The sequence below is a fragment of the Sphaerotilus hippei genome, from assembly GCF_003201595.1.
In the GTDB taxonomy this organism is placed as follows: domain Bacteria; phylum Pseudomonadota; class Gammaproteobacteria; order Burkholderiales; family Burkholderiaceae_C; genus Sphaerotilus; species Sphaerotilus hippei.
This window is the reverse complement of sequence record NZ_QJJS01000011.1, coordinates 93,589-112,597: the sequence shown is the minus strand read 5'-3', so window position 1 is coordinate 112,597 and position 19,009 is coordinate 93,589. Positions and strand designations below refer to the sequence as shown.

The 19,009-nt window shown below is 71.6% G+C and carries 19 protein-coding genes; 15 read left to right on the top strand and 4 right to left on the bottom strand.

Annotated features, from left to right (window positions below; translation table 11 throughout):
• The first annotated feature begins 28 nt into the window (after positions 1–28).
• From C7444_RS12800 to C7444_RS12765, 8 genes are all read left to right on the top strand, one after another.
• Complete coding sequence (locus tag C7444_RS12800) at positions 29–889, top strand: 3',5'-nucleoside bisphosphate phosphatase (RefSeq protein ID WP_110401241.1); 861 nt, start codon at positions 29–31, stop codon at positions 887–889.
• Positions 889–1,812, top strand: coding sequence for a DMT family transporter (locus tag C7444_RS12795; RefSeq protein WP_110401240.1), 924 nt, complete (start codon positions 889–891; stop codon positions 1,810–1,812). Before C7444_RS12800 ends, C7444_RS12795 begins: the two co-directional genes overlap by 1 nt.
• Before the next feature lie 4 nt (positions 1,813–1,816).
• Positions 1,817–2,449 (top strand): L-threonylcarbamoyladenylate synthase, encoded by a 633-nt coding sequence (locus tag C7444_RS12790; protein WP_110401239.1) that lies wholly within the window; start codon positions 1,817–1,819, stop codon positions 2,447–2,449.
• Between the two features lie 47 nt (positions 2,450–2,496).
• Positions 2,497–2,919 carry a carboxymuconolactone decarboxylase family protein gene (locus C7444_RS12785; RefSeq protein ID WP_110401238.1) on the top strand — a complete coding sequence of 141 codons (423 nt, stop codon included), beginning with the start codon at positions 2,497–2,499 and terminating at the stop codon, positions 2,917–2,919.
• 8 nt (positions 2,920–2,927) lie between these two features.
• Positions 2,928–3,431 (top strand): aminoacyl-tRNA deacylase, encoded by a 504-nt coding sequence (locus C7444_RS12780; protein WP_110401237.1) that lies wholly within the window; start codon positions 2,928–2,930, stop codon positions 3,429–3,431.
• Positions 3,432–3,575: 144 nt separating this feature from the next.
• On the top strand, positions 3,576–4,247 hold the full coding sequence (plsY, locus tag C7444_RS12775; protein WP_110401295.1) for a glycerol-3-phosphate 1-O-acyltransferase PlsY: 672 nt from the start codon (positions 3,576–3,578) through the stop codon (positions 4,245–4,247).
• Positions 4,244–4,624: a RidA family protein gene (locus tag C7444_RS12770; RefSeq protein ID WP_110401236.1), complete on the top strand. Its 381-nt coding sequence runs from the start codon at positions 4,244–4,246 to the stop codon at positions 4,622–4,624. Before plsY ends, C7444_RS12770 begins: the two co-directional genes overlap by 4 nt.
• Positions 4,625–4,635: 11 nt before the next feature.
• Positions 4,636–5,007, top strand: a complete 372-nt coding sequence (locus tag C7444_RS12765) for a glutaredoxin family protein (RefSeq protein ID WP_170130747.1) — start codon at positions 4,636–4,638, stop codon at positions 5,005–5,007.
• A gap of 9 nt (positions 5,008–5,016) precedes the next feature.
• Here C7444_RS12765 and C7444_RS12760 read toward each other — a convergent pair whose 3' ends face one another.
• Positions 5,017–6,078 (bottom strand): aldo/keto reductase, encoded by a 1,062-nt coding sequence (locus C7444_RS12760; protein ID WP_110401294.1) that lies wholly within the window; start codon positions 6,076–6,078, stop codon positions 5,017–5,019.
• Positions 6,079–6,177: 99 nt separating this feature from the next.
• On the opposite strand from C7444_RS12760, the gene C7444_RS12755 reads away from it, so the two are divergent.
• From C7444_RS12755 to C7444_RS12745, 3 genes are all read left to right on the top strand, one after another.
• Complete coding sequence (locus C7444_RS12755) at positions 6,178–7,074, top strand: DMT family transporter (RefSeq protein ID WP_110401234.1); 897 nt, start codon at positions 6,178–6,180, stop codon at positions 7,072–7,074.
• Between the two features lie 72 nt (positions 7,075–7,146).
• A complete protein-coding gene (locus C7444_RS12750; RefSeq protein WP_110401233.1) occupies positions 7,147–7,935 on the top strand; it encodes a 2OG-Fe dioxygenase family protein in 789 nt (262 codons plus the stop codon).
• A gap of 24 nt (positions 7,936–7,959) precedes the next feature.
• Positions 7,960–8,910 (top strand): alpha/beta fold hydrolase, encoded by a 951-nt coding sequence (locus C7444_RS12745; protein ID WP_110401232.1) that lies wholly within the window; start codon positions 7,960–7,962, stop codon positions 8,908–8,910.
• Positions 8,911–8,942: 32 nt separating this feature from the next.
• Here the strand turns inward: C7444_RS12745 and C7444_RS12740 are convergent, their stop codons facing one another.
• Positions 8,943–9,395, bottom strand: coding sequence for a DUF4212 domain-containing protein (locus C7444_RS12740; protein WP_310732630.1), 453 nt, complete (start codon positions 9,393–9,395; stop codon positions 8,943–8,945).
• 181 nt (positions 9,396–9,576) lie between these two features.
• Between C7444_RS12740 and prfB the strand changes: the two genes are divergently transcribed.
• The 4 genes from prfB (at position 9,577) to C7444_RS12720 (ending at position 15,198) form a co-directional block, all read left to right on the top strand.
• Positions 9,577–10,681 (top strand): peptide chain release factor 2 gene (gene prfB / locus C7444_RS12735; protein ID WP_110401292.1). Its coding sequence is split into 2 segments (ribosomal slippage): positions 9,577–9,657 and positions 9,659–10,681, totalling 1,104 coding nucleotides; the frame shifts between segments, so codons are not numbered across the junction.
• Positions 10,682–10,684: 3 nt separating this feature from the next.
• The gene (locus C7444_RS12730; protein WP_110401231.1) at positions 10,685–11,392 is read left to right on the top strand and encodes an HAD family hydrolase; all 708 of its coding nucleotides are present in this window, start codon (positions 10,685–10,687) and stop codon (positions 11,390–11,392) included.
• The gene (gene pepN / locus C7444_RS12725) at positions 11,385–14,075 is read left to right on the top strand and encodes an aminopeptidase N (RefSeq protein ID WP_110401230.1); all 2,691 of its coding nucleotides are present in this window, start codon (positions 11,385–11,387) and stop codon (positions 14,073–14,075) included. The genes C7444_RS12730 and pepN overlap by 8 nt, the downstream gene beginning before the upstream one ends.
• A gap of 106 nt (positions 14,076–14,181) precedes the next feature.
• On the top strand, positions 14,182–15,198 hold the full coding sequence (locus C7444_RS12720; protein WP_110401229.1) for a class 1 fructose-bisphosphatase: 1,017 nt from the start codon (positions 14,182–14,184) through the stop codon (positions 15,196–15,198).
• A gap of 57 nt (positions 15,199–15,255) precedes the next feature.
• Here the strand turns inward: C7444_RS12720 and C7444_RS12715 are convergent, their stop codons facing one another.
• Together C7444_RS12715 and C7444_RS12710 are read right to left on the bottom strand one after the other, a co-directional pair.
• Entirely contained in the window at positions 15,256–17,013 is a 1,758-nt protein-coding gene (locus C7444_RS12715) for an HlyD family type I secretion periplasmic adaptor subunit (protein WP_110401228.1), read from the bottom strand.
• Positions 17,010–18,962, bottom strand: coding sequence for a type I secretion system permease/ATPase (locus tag C7444_RS12710; protein ID WP_110401227.1), 1,953 nt, complete (start codon positions 18,960–18,962; stop codon positions 17,010–17,012). Before C7444_RS12710 ends, C7444_RS12715 begins: the two co-directional genes overlap by 4 nt.
• Positions 18,963–19,009: the final 47 nt, after the last annotated feature.

The window sequence follows — 19,009 nt, the reverse complement described above, 5'->3', positions numbered from 1 at the left end:
GGTTGACCCTGCTGCCTACAATGAGGCCGTGAGCATCCTCAACGCCGACCTGCATTGCCATTCCACCGTCTCCGACGGCACCCTCGACCCTGAGACCCTGGCCGCCCGCGCGCGGGCGAACGGCGTGGAGCTCTGGGCCCTGACCGACCACGACGAGCTCGCCGGCCAGGCCCGTGCCCGCCAGGCGGCGCTGGCCGCCGGCATGGCCTACCTGACCGGCACCGAAATCTCGGTCACCTTCGCCGGCGAGACCGTGCACATCGTCGGCCTGGGCTTCGACGAGGCCCATCCGGCCATCGTCGAAGGCCTGGCCCGCACCCGCGGCGGGCGCGAGCTGCGGGCCCGCGACATGGCCGCCGAGCTGTTGAAGGTGGGCATCCCCGGCGCCTACGAAGGGGCGCTGAAGTACGTCGGCAACCCGGACCTGATCTCGCGCACCCACTTCGCCCGTTTCCTGGTCGAGGCCGGGGTCTGCGGCGACACCTCCGAGGTGTTCCGCAAATACCTCGCCGACGGCAAGCCCGGTTTCGTGCCGCACCGCTGGGCCCAGCTGGGCGACGCCGTGCGCTGGATCACCGAAGCCGGTGGCGCGGCCGTGATCGCGCACCCGGGACGCTACCGCTTCACGCCGACCGAGGAGTTCGCGCTGTTCTCCGAGTTCAAGGCCCACGGCGGCCAGGGGGTCGAGGTCGTGACCGGCAGCCACAACGCCGCGGACTTCGTCAAGTACGCCGAGATGGCCGGCGAGTTCGGGCTGGCGGCCTCGCGGGGCAGCGATTTCCACTCGCCCGCGGAAAGCCGCATCGACCTGGGCGGCCTGCCCTGGCTGCCCGGCGCGCTGACGCCGGTGTGGGAGCTGCTCGACCACCGCATCACCCGGCCGGGCTGATGTCGGCCGCATCGACCGGACCCGCCGCCCCGCGTGCGGGCACCGAGACGCTGGGCATCGTGCTGATCCTGGCGGCCGCCTGCTGCTTCGCGACGATGGACAGCAGCATCCGCCACGCGGGCCGGCTGCTGCCGGTGCTGCTGATCCTCTGGCTGCGCTACCTGACGCAGGCCGTGCTGGTCGGCGCCTGGCTGCTGTGCCGGCCGGGCGAGTCGCTGCGCAGCGCCCATCCACGCTTCCAGCTGGTGCGGGGCGTCCTGCTGCTGGGCACCTCGGCGATGAGCTTCTGGGGCGTGCAGGCGATGCCGGTGGCCGAATTCACCGCCATCAACATGCTCACGCCGGTGCTGGTGACGCTGTTCGCCGGCTGGTTCCTGCACGAGCGGGTCGATGCCCGGCGCTGGGCGCTGGTGGTCGGGGCCTTCGCCGGGGCGCTGATCGTGATGCGCCCGGGCAGCGGCGTGTTCGGCTGGGCGGTGCTGTTTCCGCTGTGCGGCGCGCTGACCTACGCCAGCTTCCAGGTGCTGACCAGCAAGCTGGCGGCGCTGGAGAGCCCGATGACCACCCACTTCTACACCGGCCTGATCGGCACCGTGCTGCTCGCGCCGGTGCTGGCGCTGCACGGCGTGTCGCCGCTGGCGCTGATGGCCGAGGCCGATGGCGCGACCCGGGCGCTGGTGCTGCTGATCGGGCTGCTGGGCACCGGGGGCCACCTGCTGCTGCTGCTCGCGCTCGGCCGGGCGCCGGCCTCGACGCTGATGCCCTTCCTCTACGGCCAGATCGGCGTGGCCGCGCTGCTCGGCTGGCTGCTGTTCGGTGACCTGCCCGACGGCTGGAGCTGGGTCGGCATGAGCGTGATCGCCTGTTGTGGCGCCACCTGTGCCTGGCTCAACCTGCGCCCGGCCGGCGTGGCGCGACAATAGGGCCATGGCCCAGTACTTCGAAGTCCATCCCGACAATCCGCAGCCCCGGCTGCTGAAACAGGCCGCCGCCATCCTGTCGGCCGGCGGCATCGCCGCCATCCCGACGGACTCCAGCTACGCGCTGGTGTGCCATCTGGACGACAAGGCCGCCGCCGACGCGCTGCGCCGCCTGCGGGGCGTCGACGACAAGCACCACCTGACGCTGCTGTGCCGCGACCTGTCGGAGCTCGCCAGCTACGCCCGGGTCGACAACAGCCAGTACCGGCTGCTGAAGACGGCCACGCCCGGCCCCTACACCTTCATCCTCGAGGCCACCCGCGAGGTGCCGCGCCGGCTGTCCCACCCCTCGCGCCGCACCATCGGCCTGCGGGTGCCCGAACACCAGGTCACGCAGGACCTGCTGCTGCTGTTCGGCCAGCCGCTGCTGGGCACGACGCTGATCCCGCCGGGCGAGACCGAACCGCTGAACGATCCGCACGAGATCCGCGAGCGCTACGAGCGCCAGATCCAGGTCATCGTCGACGCGGGCGCCTGCCCGATGCAGCCCACCACGGTGATCGACCTCAGCGACGGCGACGCGCGGGTGGTGCGGGCCGGCCGCGGCGACCTCGCCAGCCTCGGCCTGAGCATGGACTGAGCCAAGCGCGCCATCGACCCGATCGACCTTTTGCCCCCCTCGCCGACATGACCGACACCACCGCCCCCACGCCCGAACCCGCTGCCCGCCACCCGGGTGAACAGCGCCGCCGCCAGGTGATGGGCGACACCTTCGTCGACCGCGCGCTGGCCCAGGCCGACGACTTCTCGCGCCCGCTGCAGGCCCACGTCAGTGAACACGCCTGGGGTTCGACCTGGCTGCGCGACGGGCTCGAGCTCCGGCAGCGCAGCCTGTGCACCGTGGCGATGCTGGCCGCCATGGGCCGCAGCCAGGAGCTGAAAGGCCACCTGCGCGGCGCGATGAACAACGGCGCGACGCTGCGCGAGATCCGCGAGGTGCTGCTGCACGTGGCGCCTTATGCCGGGGCGCCGGCGGCGATCGAGGCCTTCCGCGCCGCCCGCGAATGGATGGCCGACAACGGCCTGAGCTTCGACGAGCACCAGGACTGACCCGCCCGATGGCCAGGAAGACCGCCCACGTCAGCGAGACCCCCGCCACGCAGTTCCTGCGCAGCCACGGGGTCGACTTCAGCGAGCACCCCTACGACTACGTCGAGCACGGCGGCACGGGCGAGTCGGCGCGCCAGCTCGGCGTGGCCGAGCACCAGGTGGTCAAGACGCTGGTGATGCAGGACCAGGACGCCCGGCCGCTGATCGTGCTGATGCACGGCGACCGCCAGGTCAGCACCAAGAACCTGGCCCGCCAGGTCGGCGCCAAGAAGATCGAGCCCTGCAGGCCCGAAGTGGCCCAGCGCCACAGCGGCTACCAGGTGGGCGGCACCTCGCCATTCGGTTTCCGCAAGGCCGTGCCGGTCTACGTCGAGGCCGGCATCCTGGCGCTGCCGCGCATCTACATCAACGGCGGCCGCCGGGGCTACCTGGTCGGCCTCGATCCTTCGGTGCTGGGCACGCTGATCGGTGCCCGGGCCGTCGAGGCGATCGACCCCTCGTCGATCGGCTGATCGGCGTGATGGCGGGGCGTCGGCCCCGACGGGCCGGCCGATGCCGCGCGTACACTGCGCGGCGCGCGGCCCGCTCAGGCGGCGCTGCCGCGGCGGTGCGGTCCGCCCGCTGTCCTGTTTCCCCTTGATCGACGCTTCATGCCCATGACCCTGCTCTGGACCCTCGCCCTGATGGTCGCGGCCTATCTGATCGGCTCGCTTTCTTTCGCCGTCATCGTCAGCCGCCTGATGGGCCTCGACGACCCCCGCGCCTACGGCTCGGGCAACCCGGGGGCGACCAATGTGCTGCGCTCGGGCAACAAGAAGGCGGCCGCGCTGACGCTGCTGTTCGACGCCCTGAAGGGCCTGGTGCCCGTCGCGCTGGTCGGCGCCTTCGGCGACCGGCTCGGCCTCGGGCCGGACGCCACCGACAACGCCGCCGCGCTGGTCGGCCTGGCCGCGTTCCTGGGCCACCTGTGGCCGGTGTTCTTCGGCTTCAAGGGTGGCAAGGGCGTGGCCACGGCCGCCGGCGTGCTGCTGGGCTTCCATCCGCTGCTGGGGCTGATCACGCTGCTGCTGTGGCTGCTGGTGGCCTACACCACCCGCTATTCGTCGCTGGCCGCGCTGATCGCCGCCGGCCTGGCGCCGCTGATCCAGGTCATCGGCTGGGATCCGTCGCTGGCCACGCTGGCCCTGGCGGTGATGAGCGCGCTGCTGATCGCGCGCCACCGCGCCAACATCGACAAGCTGCTGCGCGGCCAGGAAAGCCGCATCGGCCAGAAGGCCGCCCCCACCCCGCCGGACACGACGCCGGCCCGAAAGGCCAGGAAAAAATGAGCTCGCTGCAACGCCTTGACGTCGGTCCGCGCCTGTCGGAGGCGGCCATCCACCACGGCACCATCCACCTCGCCGGGCAGGTGCCCGACGACGCCAGCCAGGACATCACCGGCCAGACCACGCAGGTGCTGGCGATGATCGACCGCCTGCTCGAGCGGGCCGGCAGCGACCGCTCGCGCCTGCTGATGGTGCAGATCTACCTGGCTGACCTGGCCGATTTCGACGGCATGAACGCGGTCTGGGACACCTGGGTCGTGCCCGGCCACACCCCGCCGCGGGCGACGGTGCAGGCCCGCCTGGCCCGCCCGGAGTGGAAGATCGAGGTGGTGGTCACCGCCGCCACCGCCGAGCCCCGCCCGGACCACGGCGGCGCGTGAACCCGGCGCCCGTGTCGTCCTGGCGCCTCGCGCTGACGCTCGCGGGACTGGTGGCACTGGGCGCGCTGGCCTCGACCGGGCTGCGCCACTGGCAGGACCGGCAGCTGGGCGCCGGGCTGCGGGCCCAGGTCCGTCCGGGCGAGCTGAGGCTGATCTCGTCGACGGACTGCCACCACTGCGACCGCGCCCGGGACTGGCTGCAGCGCCAGCAGGTGGCGTTCAGCGAATGCCTGATCGAGCGCGACGCCGAGTGCCGGCGTGAGCACGAGCGCACCGGGGCGTCCGGCACGCCCGTCGTGCGGGTCGCCGGCCAGGTGCAGCTCGGCTTCGATCCGCAGCGCGTGCTGCAGCGCCTGGAGCGGCTGCAGCGCCTGCCGCCCTGAACCCCGCGCTCACTGCGCCGGGTCGCGGTGCACCCAGCGGATCGCGTCGATCGCCGCCGACAGCTCCGGGCCGATCGGCACCGACCAGGCGTCGATGTCCTCGTCGAGCTGGGCCATCGTCGTCACGCCGATGATGGTGCTGGCCACGCTCCAGCGCCGGTAGCAGAAGGCCAGCGCCAGCTGGGTGGGCGTGAGGCCGTGCTCGCGGGCCAGCCGGTTGTAGGCCCGCGCGGCCGCGAGCGACTCGGGCCGGCCCCAGCGCTGCTGCTTCATGCGCTCGAACAGCGCCATGCGGCCGGTCTGCCGCGGATCGTCGAAACCCCCTTCGTCGTACTTGCCCGTCAGCAGGCCGAAGCCCAGCGGCGAATAGGCCAGCAGCGACACGTCCAGGTGGTGCATCACCTCGTCCAGCGCGTTGTCGCTCACCCGGTTGATCAGGCAGTAGGGGTTCTGCACGGTGGCGATGCGCGGCAGTCCGGCCTGTTCGGCCAGGCGCACGAACTCGCTGACGCCGTGGGGCGTCTCGTTGGACAGCCCGACCGCACGCACCTTGCCCTGCTCGACCAGGCGGGCCAGCGCCCGCAGCTGCTCCTCGATCGAGCTGTGCGCCTCGGCCGGCGGCGCGGGGTCGAAGTAGACGCTGCCGAACATCGGCACCGGCCGCACCGGCCAGTGGATCTGGTAGAGATCGATCATGTCGGTGCGCAGCCGCTTCAGGCTGTCCTCGCAGGCCTGCACGATGTCGGCGGCCTTCAGGTCGGCGCTGCCGCCGCGGATCCAGTCCATGCCGCGCGACGGGCCGGCCACCTTGCTGGCCAGCACCACCTGGTCACGGCGCGACGGCCGGGCCGCGAACCACTCGCCGAGGATGCGCTCGGTGGCGCCGAAGGTCTCGCGCCGCGGCGGCACCGCATACATCTCGGCGGTGTCGATGAAGTCGATGCCACGCTCGAGGGCACGGTCCAGCAGCGCATGCGCCAGGGGCGCGTCGACCTGCTCGCCGAAGGTCATCGTGCCCAGGCAGATCGGGCTGACCAGCAGGTCGCTGCGGCCGAGTCGGACAGGGGTCAGGGTCGTCATGACAGGTTCCACAAGCTCGGGGCCGCCAGTGTGCCGCAGGCGGGCCCGCCGTGCTGAGGTAGGCTCGGCGGTTTGCCTCCGGCCTGCTGCATGACTCCTTCCTCCCGCACCCTGCGCACCGACCTGCTGATGCTGGCGGCCGCGGCCATCTGGGGCTCGACCTTCGTCGCCCAGCGCCTGGGCATGGACACGATCGGCCCCTTTCTCTACACCGGCGCCCGCTTCCTGCTGGGGGCGGCGATGGTCGCGCCGCTGTGGTGGTGGCGTCCGGGCCCGCTGGCGACCCACCCGGTGCACGAGAGCCGCGGCATCGTGCCCGCCGGCCTGGTGCTGGGGCTGGTGCTGTTCGCCGCGGTGAACCTGCAGCAGGTCGGCCTGCTGGGCACCTCGGTGAGCAATGCGGGCTTCATCACCGGGCTGTACGTGGTGATCGTGCCGGTGCTGATGCTGGCGTTCGGTGAACGGGCCCCCGGGTCGACCTGGGCGGCCGTGGGCCTGGCCGCTGGCGGGCTCTACCTGCTGAGCGTCCAGCCCGACGCCGGCATCGCCGCGGGCGACTGGCTGCAGCTCGGCGGGGCCGGGCTGTGGGCGGTGCACATGATGCTGGTGGGCGTCTACGCCCGCCGGCACGACACGCTGCGCCTGGCGGTGCTGCAGTACACGATCGCCGGGCTGCTGTCGCTGGCCGTGGCGCTGTGGCGCGAGCCGCTGAGCGCGGCCGCGCTCAGCCAGGCCGCCGGCGCCATCGCCTACGGCGGGGTGCTGTCGGTCGGCCTGGCCTACACGCTGCAGGTCGTGGCCCAGCGCACCGCGCAGGCCTCGCACGCGGCCATCATCTACAGCAGCGAAGGCGTGTTCTCCGCGCTGGCGGGCTGGGCCTTCATGGGCGATCAGCTGGGCCTGCGCGGCTGGGGCGGCGCGGCGCTGATGGTCGTGGCGATGCTGCTGGCGCAATGGCGCCGCGACCACGAACCCGAGGTGCACTGAGCGCCCTGGCGCACGGGGCGAGACACAGAGCCGGCGCAGGACCCGCCGTGGTGGTGCGGGCACAATCGGCGCATGTCTTCCCCCCTGCCCCAACCCGAACCCCTGGACCCCGCGGCCGCCGGAACCGCCTCGGCCCTGCTGGCCCGCCAAGGTTTTGCCCGCCTGTCGCCGGCCACCGTCGCCCGGCTCGCCGACACCTCGCTCGAGGTGCTGCACACGCTCGAGCCGGCCTGGGACGACCTGCCGCCCGACGCGCACCTGAAGGACGGCGGTCGCTACCGCAGCCGGCGCCATGGCAGCCTGGTGCAGGACGTGAGCCGCGGCACGCTGACGACCGTGCCGCACCGCCCGCACTGGCAGCCGACCACCTACAACGCCCTGCACGGCGGCATGCTGCGCCACTTCGCGCCGCTCGACGCCGGGCTGGCGGACTCGCCCGCCTTCCTCGCGCTGGTGCAGGGGCTGGGCCGGATCTTCGCCGAGGCCGCCCACCCGACGGCCAGCGAGCCGGCCTTCGACGGCCGCTGGTTCATCGAGGCCCATCCCTTCCGCATCGACACCACCGGCGGCGTGGGCCGGCCCACGCCCGAAGGGGCGCACCGCGACGGCGTGAACTTCGTGGCCGTCGTGCTGGTGCAGCGCAGCGGCGTGCTGGGCGGCGAGACGCGGGTGTTCCAGGCCGACGGCCCGCACGGCGTGCGCTTCACGCTCGACCAGCCCTGGAGCGCGCTGCTGCTCGACGACGACCGGGTCATCCATGAAAGCACCCCCATCCAGCCGATGGGCGAGCGCGGCTGGCGCGACACGCTGGTGCTGACCTACCGGGCCGGTCGTTTCCAGGACCCGCCCGAAACGATCTGAACCCCCAGCGAGGCCGACCGCACGATGGACGACTGCACCCGCCCCGAGGCCCGCTACCAGCCCCTGCAGCATGGCCGCTCGCTCTGGCTGGACGTGCGCGGCCTGCAGTACCACGTGCGCTGCTGGGGCGACGCCTCGACCGTCACGGCGCAGCGACCGGCCCTGGTGCTGCTGCACGGCTGGATGGACGTGGCCGCGTCCTTCCAGTTCCTGGTCGACGCGCTGGCCGAGCGCGAGGGTGAGGCCCGTTTCATCGTCGCACCGGACTGGCGCGGTTTCGGCTGGACCCGCGTGCCCGGGGCCGACAGCTACTGGTTTCCCGACTACCTGGCCGATCTGGACGCGCTGCTGCGCCAGCCGGCGCTGGGCCTGGCCAGCGACACGCCGGTCGACCTGGTCGGCCACAGCATGGGCGGCAACATCGCGATGGTCTATGCCGGCGTGCGCCCGCAGCGCATCCGCCGGCTGGTCAACCTGGAGGGTTTCGGCCTGCCCGCGACCCGGCCCGAACAGGCGCCCGAGCGCTACCGGCAGTGGCTCGACGGCCTGCAGTCTCCGGGCACGCTGCAGAGCTACCGCAGCGTCGACGACGTGGCCGCCCGGCTGCGCCGCAACAACCCGAGGCTGAGCGCACCACGGGCCGCCTGGCTGGCCGCGCACTGGTCGCACCGCGACGAGGCCGGCCGCTGGCACCTGCTCGCCGACGCGGCCCACAAGCAGGTCAACCCGGTGCTCTACCACGTCGACGAGGTGCTGGCCTGCTGGCGGGCCATCAGCGCCCCGGTGCTGTGGGTCGATGGCGACCTGACCGACACCGCCGTGTGGTGGGGCCACCGCTACCCGCGCAGCGAGTTCGAGCAGCGGCTGGCGGTGGTGCCGCAGCTGTCGCGCCAGCGCCTGAGCCCCAGCGGCCACATGCTGCACCACGACCAGCCCGAGGCGCTGGCCGACACGCTGCGGCGCCACCTGGCCTGAGCCCCCTCCGGGAAAGGCGGCGACCAGGCCGTTCAGTCCTGGCGGCGCGACAGCCGCAGCTCGTCCTGGCAGGACTGCTCCAGCCGGTCCATCACCCAGGAATAGGCGACGATGATCAGCACGTAGACGATCAGCGCACCCTGGGCGGCGCCCCAGAAGCTCAGCGGCCAGCCGGCGACGATCGGGCTCAGTTCGCGGGCGAAGTAGCTCACCGTCAGCGTCACCACCAGCCAGACGGCCAGCAGCGCCAGCGTCAGCAGGCGGGTGCGGCGCCAGAAACGCACCCGGATGGCCCGGGCTTGCTCGACCTCGGGGTGGGTGCGCAGCGGCCGGGCAGGCTCCTTCGCCATGTCCAGGCCACCCGACAGCTCCCGCAGCTGCTGGTAACGCGCAGGCCGCAGCGCGACGACCCGGCCGGCCTGGGGAGACACAAGCGCCGCGGGGGCATCCGGCGGACCGCTGGCCGCCCCGGGCGTTCCGGACATCGTCGCACTCATGGACTGGGTCTCCCGGGCCGGCCTCCGCCTCGTCGCGGGTCCGGCCTCATCATCAAAGCACAGCCTTCCATGGTGAGCGGCACGTCAGATTCGTGCAAGAGGGAAAAGCACGCGGTGCCGCCATGCGAAAATGCACCCCTCCCTCATCTGGTTCCTCACGGACACCCACATGGACATCGAACGCATCAACGCCATCGGCAGCTCGCTGTCCGATCTGGGCGAGCGCACAGAAGCGCTAAGGGGGTACCTTTGACTACGATCAAAAGTCCCTCCGCCTGAATGAAGTCAACGCCGCCCTGGAAAACCCGGCGGTCTGGAACGACCCGAAACGCGCCCAGGAGCTGGGCAAGGAAAAGAAGTCGCTCGAGGACGTGGTCGCCACCATCGACCACCTGAAGTCGCAGCTGGCCGACAACGCCGAGCTGTTCGAGATGACGAAGGCCGAAGAGGACTTCGAGTCGCTCGAGGCGATCGAGGCCGAGACGGCCACGCTGCGCGCCACCGTCGAGCAGCTCGAGTTCCGCCGCATGTTCAGCAACCCGGCCGACCCGCTGAGCTGCTTCGTCGACATCCAGGCCGGCGCCGGCGGCACCGAGGCCTGCGACTGGGCCAGCATGCTGCTGCGCCAGTACCTGAAGTACTGCGAGCGCAAGGGCTTCAAGGCCACGGTCGAGGACCAGACCGAAGGCGACACCGCCGGCATCAAGAGCGCGACCATCAAGGTCGAGGGCGACTACGCCTTCGGCCACCTGCGCACCGAGACCGGCGTGCACCGGCTCGTGCGCAAGAGCCCGTTCGACTCGTCGGGCGGACGCCACACGTCCTTCGCCTCGCTGTTCGTCTACCCGGAAGTCGATGACTCGATCGAGATCGACATCAACCCGTCGGACGTGCGCACCGACACCTTCCGGGCCTCGGGCGCGGGCGGCCAGCACATCAACAAGACCGACTCGGCGGTGCGGCTGACGCACATCCCGACGGGCATCGTCGTGCAGTGCCAGGACGGCCGCAGCCAGCACAGCAACCGCGACGTGGCCTGGAAGCGCCTGCGCTCGCGGCTCTACGACCACGAGCTGCGCAAGCGCCAGGAAGAGCAGCAGAAGCTCGAGGACACGAAGACCGACGTCGGCTGGGGCCACCAGATCCGCAGCTACGTGCTGGACAACAGCCGCATCAAGGACCTGCGCACCAACGTCGAGATCTCCAACACCCAGAAGGTGCTCGACGGTGACCTCGACGCCTTCATCGAAGCCAGCCTGAAATCGGGACTCTGAGCCATGAGCCTTCCTCCTGCGGTGTCCGGCCACGACGTGGCCGGTCTGCTCTTCGACATGGACGGCACGCTGATCGACAGCATGCAGCTGCATGACCGCTCCTGGGCGCTGTGGCATGCCGAGATCGGCCTGCCCTTCGACGAGGACGGTTTTTTCCAGGCCACCGCAGGCCGGACCAACCAGGAGATCCTGGCCGACATGCTGCCCGGGCGCAGCGTGTCCGAGCGCGACGCGCTGGCAGAGCGCAAGGAAGTGCTCTACCGCGAGATCGCCGAGCGTGAGCTGCAGCTCATCCCCGGGGTGGACGAGGTGCTCGCCCAGGCCCGCGAGCGCGGCCTGAAGCTGGCGATCTGCACGGCCGCGCCACCGGCCAACATCGAGGTGGCGGCGCGGCGCTTCGGCCTGGCCGCACGCTTCGACGCCGTGGTCTGCCCGGCCGACGGGCTGCGCGGCAAGCCGCATCCGGACATCTTCCTCGAGGCGGCACGCCGCCTGGGCCTGGCCGCCACGCAGTGCCTCGTCTACGAGGATGCACCGCTGGGCATCGAGGCGGCCCGTCGCGCCGGCATGCCGGCCGTGGCCCTGACCACCACCCTGGACGCCGACGCGTTCGGCGCCTTCCCCAACGTGATCGCGACCGCCGCCGACTTCGTCGGCCACCGGATCCCGGACTCCCTACCGATCGTTCAGAAAGAGAAGCCCCATGCGTGAAGGCAGCGTTGCCCTGGTCCGCCGCGAGGACTATCTGGCGCCGACCCACTGGATCCGCGGCGTCGACCTGACCTTCGAGCTCGAAGGCCACAAGACCCTGGTCATCAGCCGCCTGCAGGTCGAGCCCAACCCCGAGCGGGCCGGCGAGGCCCTGCGCCTGGACGGCGAGGACATCGTGCTCACGCGGGTGCTGGTCAACGGCGAGAGCGTGTCCTTCCGCTTCGAGGCCGGGCAGCTGGTGCTCGACAAGCTGCCGGCCGAGCCCTTCGCGCTGGAGATCCGCAACACCTGCGCGCCCGAGAAGAACACCCAGCTGTCCGGGCTCTACACCTCGGGCGGCAACTTCTTCACCCAGTGCGAGGCCCAGGGCTTCCGCCGCATCACCTATTTCCTCGACCGCCCGGACGTGATGAGCGTCTACCGCGTCACGCTGCGCGCGGACGCCCGGGCCTTCCCGGTGCTGCTGTCCAACGGCAACCTGGTCGAGCAGGGCACGCTGGAGAACGGCCGCCACTACGCCGTCTGGAGCGACCCGCACCCCAAGCCCAGCTACCTGTTCGCGCTGGTGGCCGGCAACCTGGTCTGCCGCGAGCAGAAGATCCGCGCCCGCTCGGGCCGTGACCACCTGCTGCAGGTCTACGTGCGCGCCGGCGACCTCGAGAAGACCGAACACGCGATGAACTCGCTGATCGCCTCGGTCGCCTGGGACGAGGCCCGCTTCGGCCTGAGCCTGGACCTCGAGCGCTTCATGATCGTCGCGGTCAGCGACTTCAACATGGGCGCGATGGAGAACAAGGGCCTGAACATCTTCAACACGAAGTTCGTGCTGGCCAACCCCGCGACGGCCACCGACATCGACTTCGGCAACGTCGAGGCCGTCGTCGGCCACGAGTACTTCCACAACTGGACCGGCAACCGCATCACCTGCCGCGACTGGTTCCAGCTCAGCCTGAAGGAAGGCCTGACCGTCTACCGCGACCAGGAGTTCAGCCAGGACATGGCCGGCGAGGCCAGCGCGCGCGCGGTCAAGCGCATCGAGGACGTGCGCCAGCTGCGCCAGATCCAGTTCGTCGAGGACGCCGGCCCGATGGCCCACCCGGTGCGCCCGGACAGCTACCAGGCGATCGACAACTTCTACACCGCCACCGTCTACGAGAAGGGTGCCGAGGTCGTGCGCATGATGGCCACGCTGGTCGGCCGCGCCGGCTTCCGGGCCGGCATGGACCTGTACTTCGCCCGCCACGACGGCCAGGCCGTGACCTGCGACGACTTTGCCCAGGCCATCGCCGACGCCAACCCCGGCAGCGCGCTGGCGACCCGGCTCGACGGCTTCAAGCGCTGGTACAGCCAGTCGGGCACGCCCCGCCTGCAGGCCACCAGCCACTTCGACGCCGAAGCCGGCACCTTCACGCTGACGCTGAGCCAGAGCGCCCTGCCCTCGCCCGGCCAGCCGGTCAAGCAGGCCTTCGTGATCCCGGTGGCCGTGGGGCTGGTCGGCCGCGACGGGCGGGCGCTGGCGCTGCAGCTCGAGGGCGAAGCCCCCTCGGGCGACACCGAGCGGGTGCTGGTGCTCGACACCGAGCGGCAGACCTTCGTGTTCACCGGATTGACCGGCCTGGACGGTGTGCCGGTGCCTTCGCTGCTGCGCGGTTTTTCCGCCCCGGTCGTGCTCGACTGGACGGCGGCAGACGAGCAGCTGCTGACGCTGCTGGCCCACGACAGCGACGCCTTCAACCGCTGGGAGGCCGGCCAGCGCCTGGCGCTGGACCGCATGCTGCAGGCCCTGCGCGGCGAGCAGCCGGTCGCCCTCGATGCGGCACTGGCCGGCGCGCTGCGCGCCGTGCTCGACGAGCCCACGCTGGACGCCGCCTTCAAGGAGCTGGTGCTGACGCTGCCCAGCGAGGCCTACGTGGCCGAGCGCCTGGCCGAAAGCGGCCAGGCCGTCGATCCGCAGCGCATCCACGCCGTGCGTGAAGGCCTGCGCGCCGAGCTCGCGCGCCAGCTGCAGCCGCAGTGGGAAGCCGCCTGGGCCGCCCACGGCGACACCGGTGGCTACCGCCCCGACGCGCTGGGCGCAGGCCGCCGTGCGCTGGCCAACCAGGCGCTGCACATGCTGGTGCTGCAGTCGGTGGCCAGCGGGGATGCCGCCTGGCCCGGCCGCGCCTACCAGCGGGTCAAGGACGCCAGCAACATGACCGACCGCCTGGGCGCGCTGTCGGCCCTGGTGCAGGCCCACCACCCGCTGGCCGAGCCGGCGCTGGCGCATTTCCACGCCCTCTTCCGCGGCGAGGCTCTGGTCATCGACAAGTGGTTCACGCTGCAGGCCCTGGCCTGCGAGCACGAAGGCCGCGTGTTCGAGCGCATCCGGGCGCTGGCCGGGCATGCCGACTTCACGCTGCGCAACCCCAACCGGGCACGCAGCCTGCTGATGGCCATGACGCAGAACCCGGCCGCCTTCCACCGCGGCGATGGCGCCGGCTACGCCTTCTGGTCGGCCCAGGTGCTCGCGATCGACCCGATCAACCCGCAGCTCGCCTCGCGCCTGGCGCGGGCGCTGGACCGCTGGCGCGCGCTGGCCGAGCCGCTGCGCGCGGCCGCACAGGCGGCCATCGAACGGGTGGCGGCCCACCCCGATCTGTCGCCCGACACGCGAGAAATCGTCACGCGTGCGCTGGCAGACTGAGGATGGGGGGGTGGTGGCGCTCGGTTTTGGGCGCCACTGCCGTTAGGATGCCGCCCAGGCAAGAAACCACTCTGTAACTGCGTCGCCCCGAAAGGCCCATACCGACATGACCAAACGCATCAGTCTCACCCAGTACCTGGTCGAACAGCAGCGTGAGCACGGCCACATCCCGGCCCAGCTGCGCCTGCTGATCGAAGTGGTGGCACGCGCCTGCAAGCGCATCGCCATCGCCGTCAACAAGGGCGAGCTGGGCGAGGTGCTCGGCACGGCCGGCAGCGAGAACGTCCAGGGCGAGGTGCAGAAGAAGCTCGACATCATCTCCAACGAGGTGCTGATCGAGGCCAACGAGTGGGGCGGCCACCTGGCGGCCATGGCGTCCGAGGAGATGGACTCCATCCACGTCGTGCCCAACCGCTACCCGCAGGGCGAGTACATGCTGCTGTTCGACCCGCTCGACGGCTCCAGCAACATCGACGTCAACGTCTCCATCGGCACCATCTTCTCGGTGCTGCGCAAGGTCAACAACCAGCGCGGCGTCAGCGAGGAGGACTTCCTGCAGCCCGGCAAGCAGCAGGCCGCGGCCGGCTACTGCGTCTACGGCCCGCAGACCACGCTGGTGCTGACCGTCGGCGACGGCGTGGCCATGTTCACGCTCGACCGCGAGACCGGCTCCTGGGTGCTGACCAGCGAGAACGTGCAGATCCCGGCCGACACCAAGGAATTCGCGATCAACATGTCGAACATGCGCCACTGGGCCCCGCCGGTGAAGCGCTACATCGACGAATGCCTGGCCGGCAAGGAAGGCCCGCGCGGCAAGGACTTCAACATGCGCTGGGTGGCCTCGATGGTCGCCGACGTGCACCGCATCCTGACGCGCGGCGGCATCTTCATGTACCCCTGGGACCAGCGTGATCCGGACAAGCCGGGCAAGCTGCGCCTGATGTACGAGGCCAACCCGATGGCCTTCCTGGTCGAGCAGGCCGGTGGCATCGCCACCAACGGCCACCAGCGCATCATGGAACTGCAGCCCGGCAAGCTGCACGAGCGGGTCAGCGTCGTGCTCGGCTCGAAGAACGAGGTGCAGCGCGTGACCGACTACCACCTGCAGGACGCCGCCCGATAAGGCACCCGCCCGCAGCGCCAGACCACAGCCCGGCTCCGCCGGGCTTTTTCATGGGCCTCAGCGCTCGGCCAGCGCTCCGGGCAGCCGCTTCATCAGCGGCGAGACCAGGTAGTGCAGCAGGGAGCGTTCGGCGGTGGTGATCATCACGGTGGCGGGCATGCCGGGCTGCATCACCTTGAGGTTGGCGTCGGCCAGGGCCTGGTCGGTGACCTGGACACGGGTGACGAAGTAGCTGTCGCCGCGGGCGGGGTCGATGCTGCGGTCGGGCGCGACGTAGGTGACGGTGCCCTTGACCGGGCGGGTGACGCTCTGGTCGGGGCCGGTGAACCGCACGTCGCAGACCATGCCGGCACGCAGGTTGTCGAACAGGCGCGCGGGCACCTGGGCCTCGACGATCAGCGGCTCGCGGGCCGGCACGACGTCGAGCAGGCGCTGGCTGGGGTTGATGACGGCACCGACGGTGTGGACCTGCAGGTCGACGACCACGCCGTCTCCCGGCGCCCGGATGACCATGCGCTCGAACTCCTCGCGCAGGCTGGTCATCTGCTCGCGCAGGTCGTTGACGCGGGACTGGACCTCGGTGAGCTGGGTCTCGACGTCCTTGCTGACGTCGGTGCGGCGCTGCGTGACCTTCAGGCGCGATTCGGAGATGCTGCCGCGCACCCGGCCGATGTTGCCCTGCACCTCGCTGAGCTGGCCCTGCATCAGCAGCACCTGGCGCTCCAGCTCGGAGACCCGCACGCGTGGCACGTATCCCTGCGCGGCCAGGTCACGCTGGGACTTGAGTTCCTGGTTGAGCAGCGCGATCTGCTCGGTCTTGGCCTGGGCATCGGCCTGCAGGCCGCGCACGTAGCTCTCGAGCGACGAGGTGTTGACGGACTGGATCGCGACGTCGGTGTAGACCCCCGTGCGACGGGCGTTGAAGAGCTGCTGCTGGGTGCGCATGGCCTCGTCGGCGGCGGGCGTGCCGGCGTGGGCGGTCAGCTCGGGCGGGAAGACCAGCTGGCCGTCGCTCCGGCGCTCGGACAGCAGGCGGGCCTCCAGCGCCAGCGCGGCCATCAGGCGCGACTCGATCGACTGCATGCGCCCGCGCACCTCGGTGTCGTTGAGCTTGAACAGCACCTGGTTGGCCTTCACCGCGTCACCGTCGCGGATCAGGATCGACTCGACGATGCCGCCCCGGAGGTGCTGCACCGTCTTGCGGCTGGTCTCGATCTTGACGTAACCCTCGGCCGGCACCCCCTCGGCCAACGGCGCGGTCGCCGCCCAGCCGACAAAACCGACGCCCCCCAGCAGGATGACGCTCAGCCCGACGATCAGGGGCAGGCGGATGCTCAGCGGCGGGCGCAGCGGGGCCCCGCCCGCCAGCGGCAGCGCGACCGGCGTCGGCGCGGCGGCGACCACCGCCCGCTCGGGGCTGGCTTCGGGCTCGCGCCGCTCGCGCACCGGCAGGCGCTCGGTCAGCACCGGAGGTTCGACCGGGGCACGGGGCTGGCGCTCGCGCCGGGCGGGGTCCTGGCGTCGCTCGACCGGCGGGGGCTCGCCCCCCGCGGCCGGCGTGGCAGTCCGGACGCGGGCAGGCGCCGCGGGCTCGACCGGCGTGAGGGTGACCGGCGGCGTGCCGGGAATGGCCTGGGAGGCGGGCACCTGGATGATGTCGAGCTTGGCCAGCGGCACCATCGCGGGTTCGTCGTCCCCGTCGCCGACGGTGATGGAAAACGTGCTGCGGGGCCCCTTGGGCGCCGCAGCCGGCGCGGCCTTGCGCTGCGGCAGCAAGCCGCCGACCATGCCCGAGATGCGCTCGCCCAGCTTCATGGCGCGACCGCCTCATCGGACGCCGGCCGGGCCGCCGGCTCGGCGGCCCGCGCGGCCGCCTGAGCCTGAGCCTGAGCCTGAGCCTGAGCCTGAGCCTGAGCCTGTGCCTGTGCCTGTGCCTGTGCCTGTGCCTGTGCCTGTGCCTGTGCCTGTGCCTGTGCCTGTGCCTGAGCCTGAGCCTGAGCCTGTGCCTGTGCCTTCGCTTGAGCTTGAGCCTGGGCCTGGGCCTGGGCCTGGGGCGGCGGGGCGGCGCCTCCGGCGGGAGCGGCTCCGGCGGACAGGCGCAGCAGCACCTCGTGGCGGGAGCCGTAGGCCATCGCCTGGCCGTCCTGCAGCCACAGCAGCTTGTCGGCCATGGCCAGCACGCCGTTGCGCTGGGTGATGACGAAGACGGTGGCGCGGCGGGCCTTCAGGCCGACGAGCGCGTCGTGCAGCGCGGCTTCGCCGGCACCGTCGAGGTTGGAGTTCGGCTCGTCGAGCACCACCAGCGGCGGCGAGCCGTAGAGCGCACGGGCCAGCGCGACCCGCTGGCGCTGGCCGCCCGACAGCATGCCGCCGGTGGCGCTGATGATCGTGTCGTAGCCCTGCGCCAGGCGCAGGATCATGTCGTGCACGCCGGCGAGCTTGGCGGCCTTGACGATCAGCTCGGGGTCCGCCGGGCCGAAACGGGCGATGTTCTCGGCCACGGTGCCGTCGAGCAGCTCGATGCTCTGCGGCAGGTAGCCGATGTAGGGACCGAGTTCACCCTGGGCCCAGGGCGCGATGTCGGCGCCGTCGAGCCGCACGTGGCCCATCGCCGGCGCCCACAGACCGACCAGCATGCGCGACAGCGTCGACTTGCCCGAGGCGCTCGGCCCGATCACGCCGACGATGTCGCCCGGCTCGGCCACCAGCGACACGCCCCGCAGGATCGGCACCTGGGTGCCCGGCGACATGGCCACCAGGCCCTCGACCTGCACATGGCCCAGCGGTCGCGGCAGCGCCATGCGGGCCGGCAGCGGCGCGACCTCGGCGAGCAGCTGGTCCAGCCGCTGCCAGGCCCCGCGGGCGGCGACCAGCTGGCGCCACAGCCCGATGATCTGCTCGGCCGGCGCCGAGGCCCGGCCGACCAGCAGCGAGGCGGCGAACATCGCCCCGCCGCTCAGCTCGTTGCGCAGCACCAGCCAGGCGCCCAGCGCGATGGCCATCGACTGCAGCGACACGCGGGCAAAGCGGGTGAAGGCGCCGATCAGCTCGGAGCGGGCGCTGGCCTGGGCCTGCAGGCCGAGCACCGCGTCCTGGCGGTCGCGCCAGCGCTGGCGCAGCGCGGGCAGCATGCCCATGGGCTGCACCGCCTCGGCGTGACGGGTCACGCCGTTGGCGAACTGGTTGGCGATGATGGCCTGGGTGTTGGCCTGGGCCAGCGGCTGGGAGGTCAGCCATTCGGTCAGTGCCGTCAGGCCGGCCAGCAGCAGCGAGCCCCCGACCGAATAGACGCACAGCATCGGATGGACCAGGTAGAGCGCCAGCAGGTAGAGCGGCAGCCACGGCAGGTCGAACAGCGCATGCATCGGCGCGCCGCCGATGAACTGGCGCACCTGGGCCAGATCGGCCAGCGACTGCGACGGGCTGACCGGGTTGCCGCGCAGGCCGCGCTGGAAGGCGGCATCGAACACGCGGGTGCCCAGCTGGGCGTCGAGCCGCATGCTGGCGATCATCAGCACCTCGCCACGTGCCCAGTCGAGCAGGCTCATGACCAGGAACAGCCCGAGCGTGATGCCGCTGAGCATCCACAGCGTGAGCTCGTTGCGGCTGGCCAGCACCCGGTCGTAGACCTGCATCGAGAACAGCGAGGGCGTGAGCATCAGCACGCTGACGACCGCGCTGAAGGCCCCGGCGATGGCGTAGGCCCGCCACTGCGCCAGGACGGCGCGGCGCAGTTCAGCAGGGGAAGAAGCCGGTGCGGCCATGGGCGGAAGGCGGAAATGAAGCGCCGTGGGACGGGGATATGGACCTT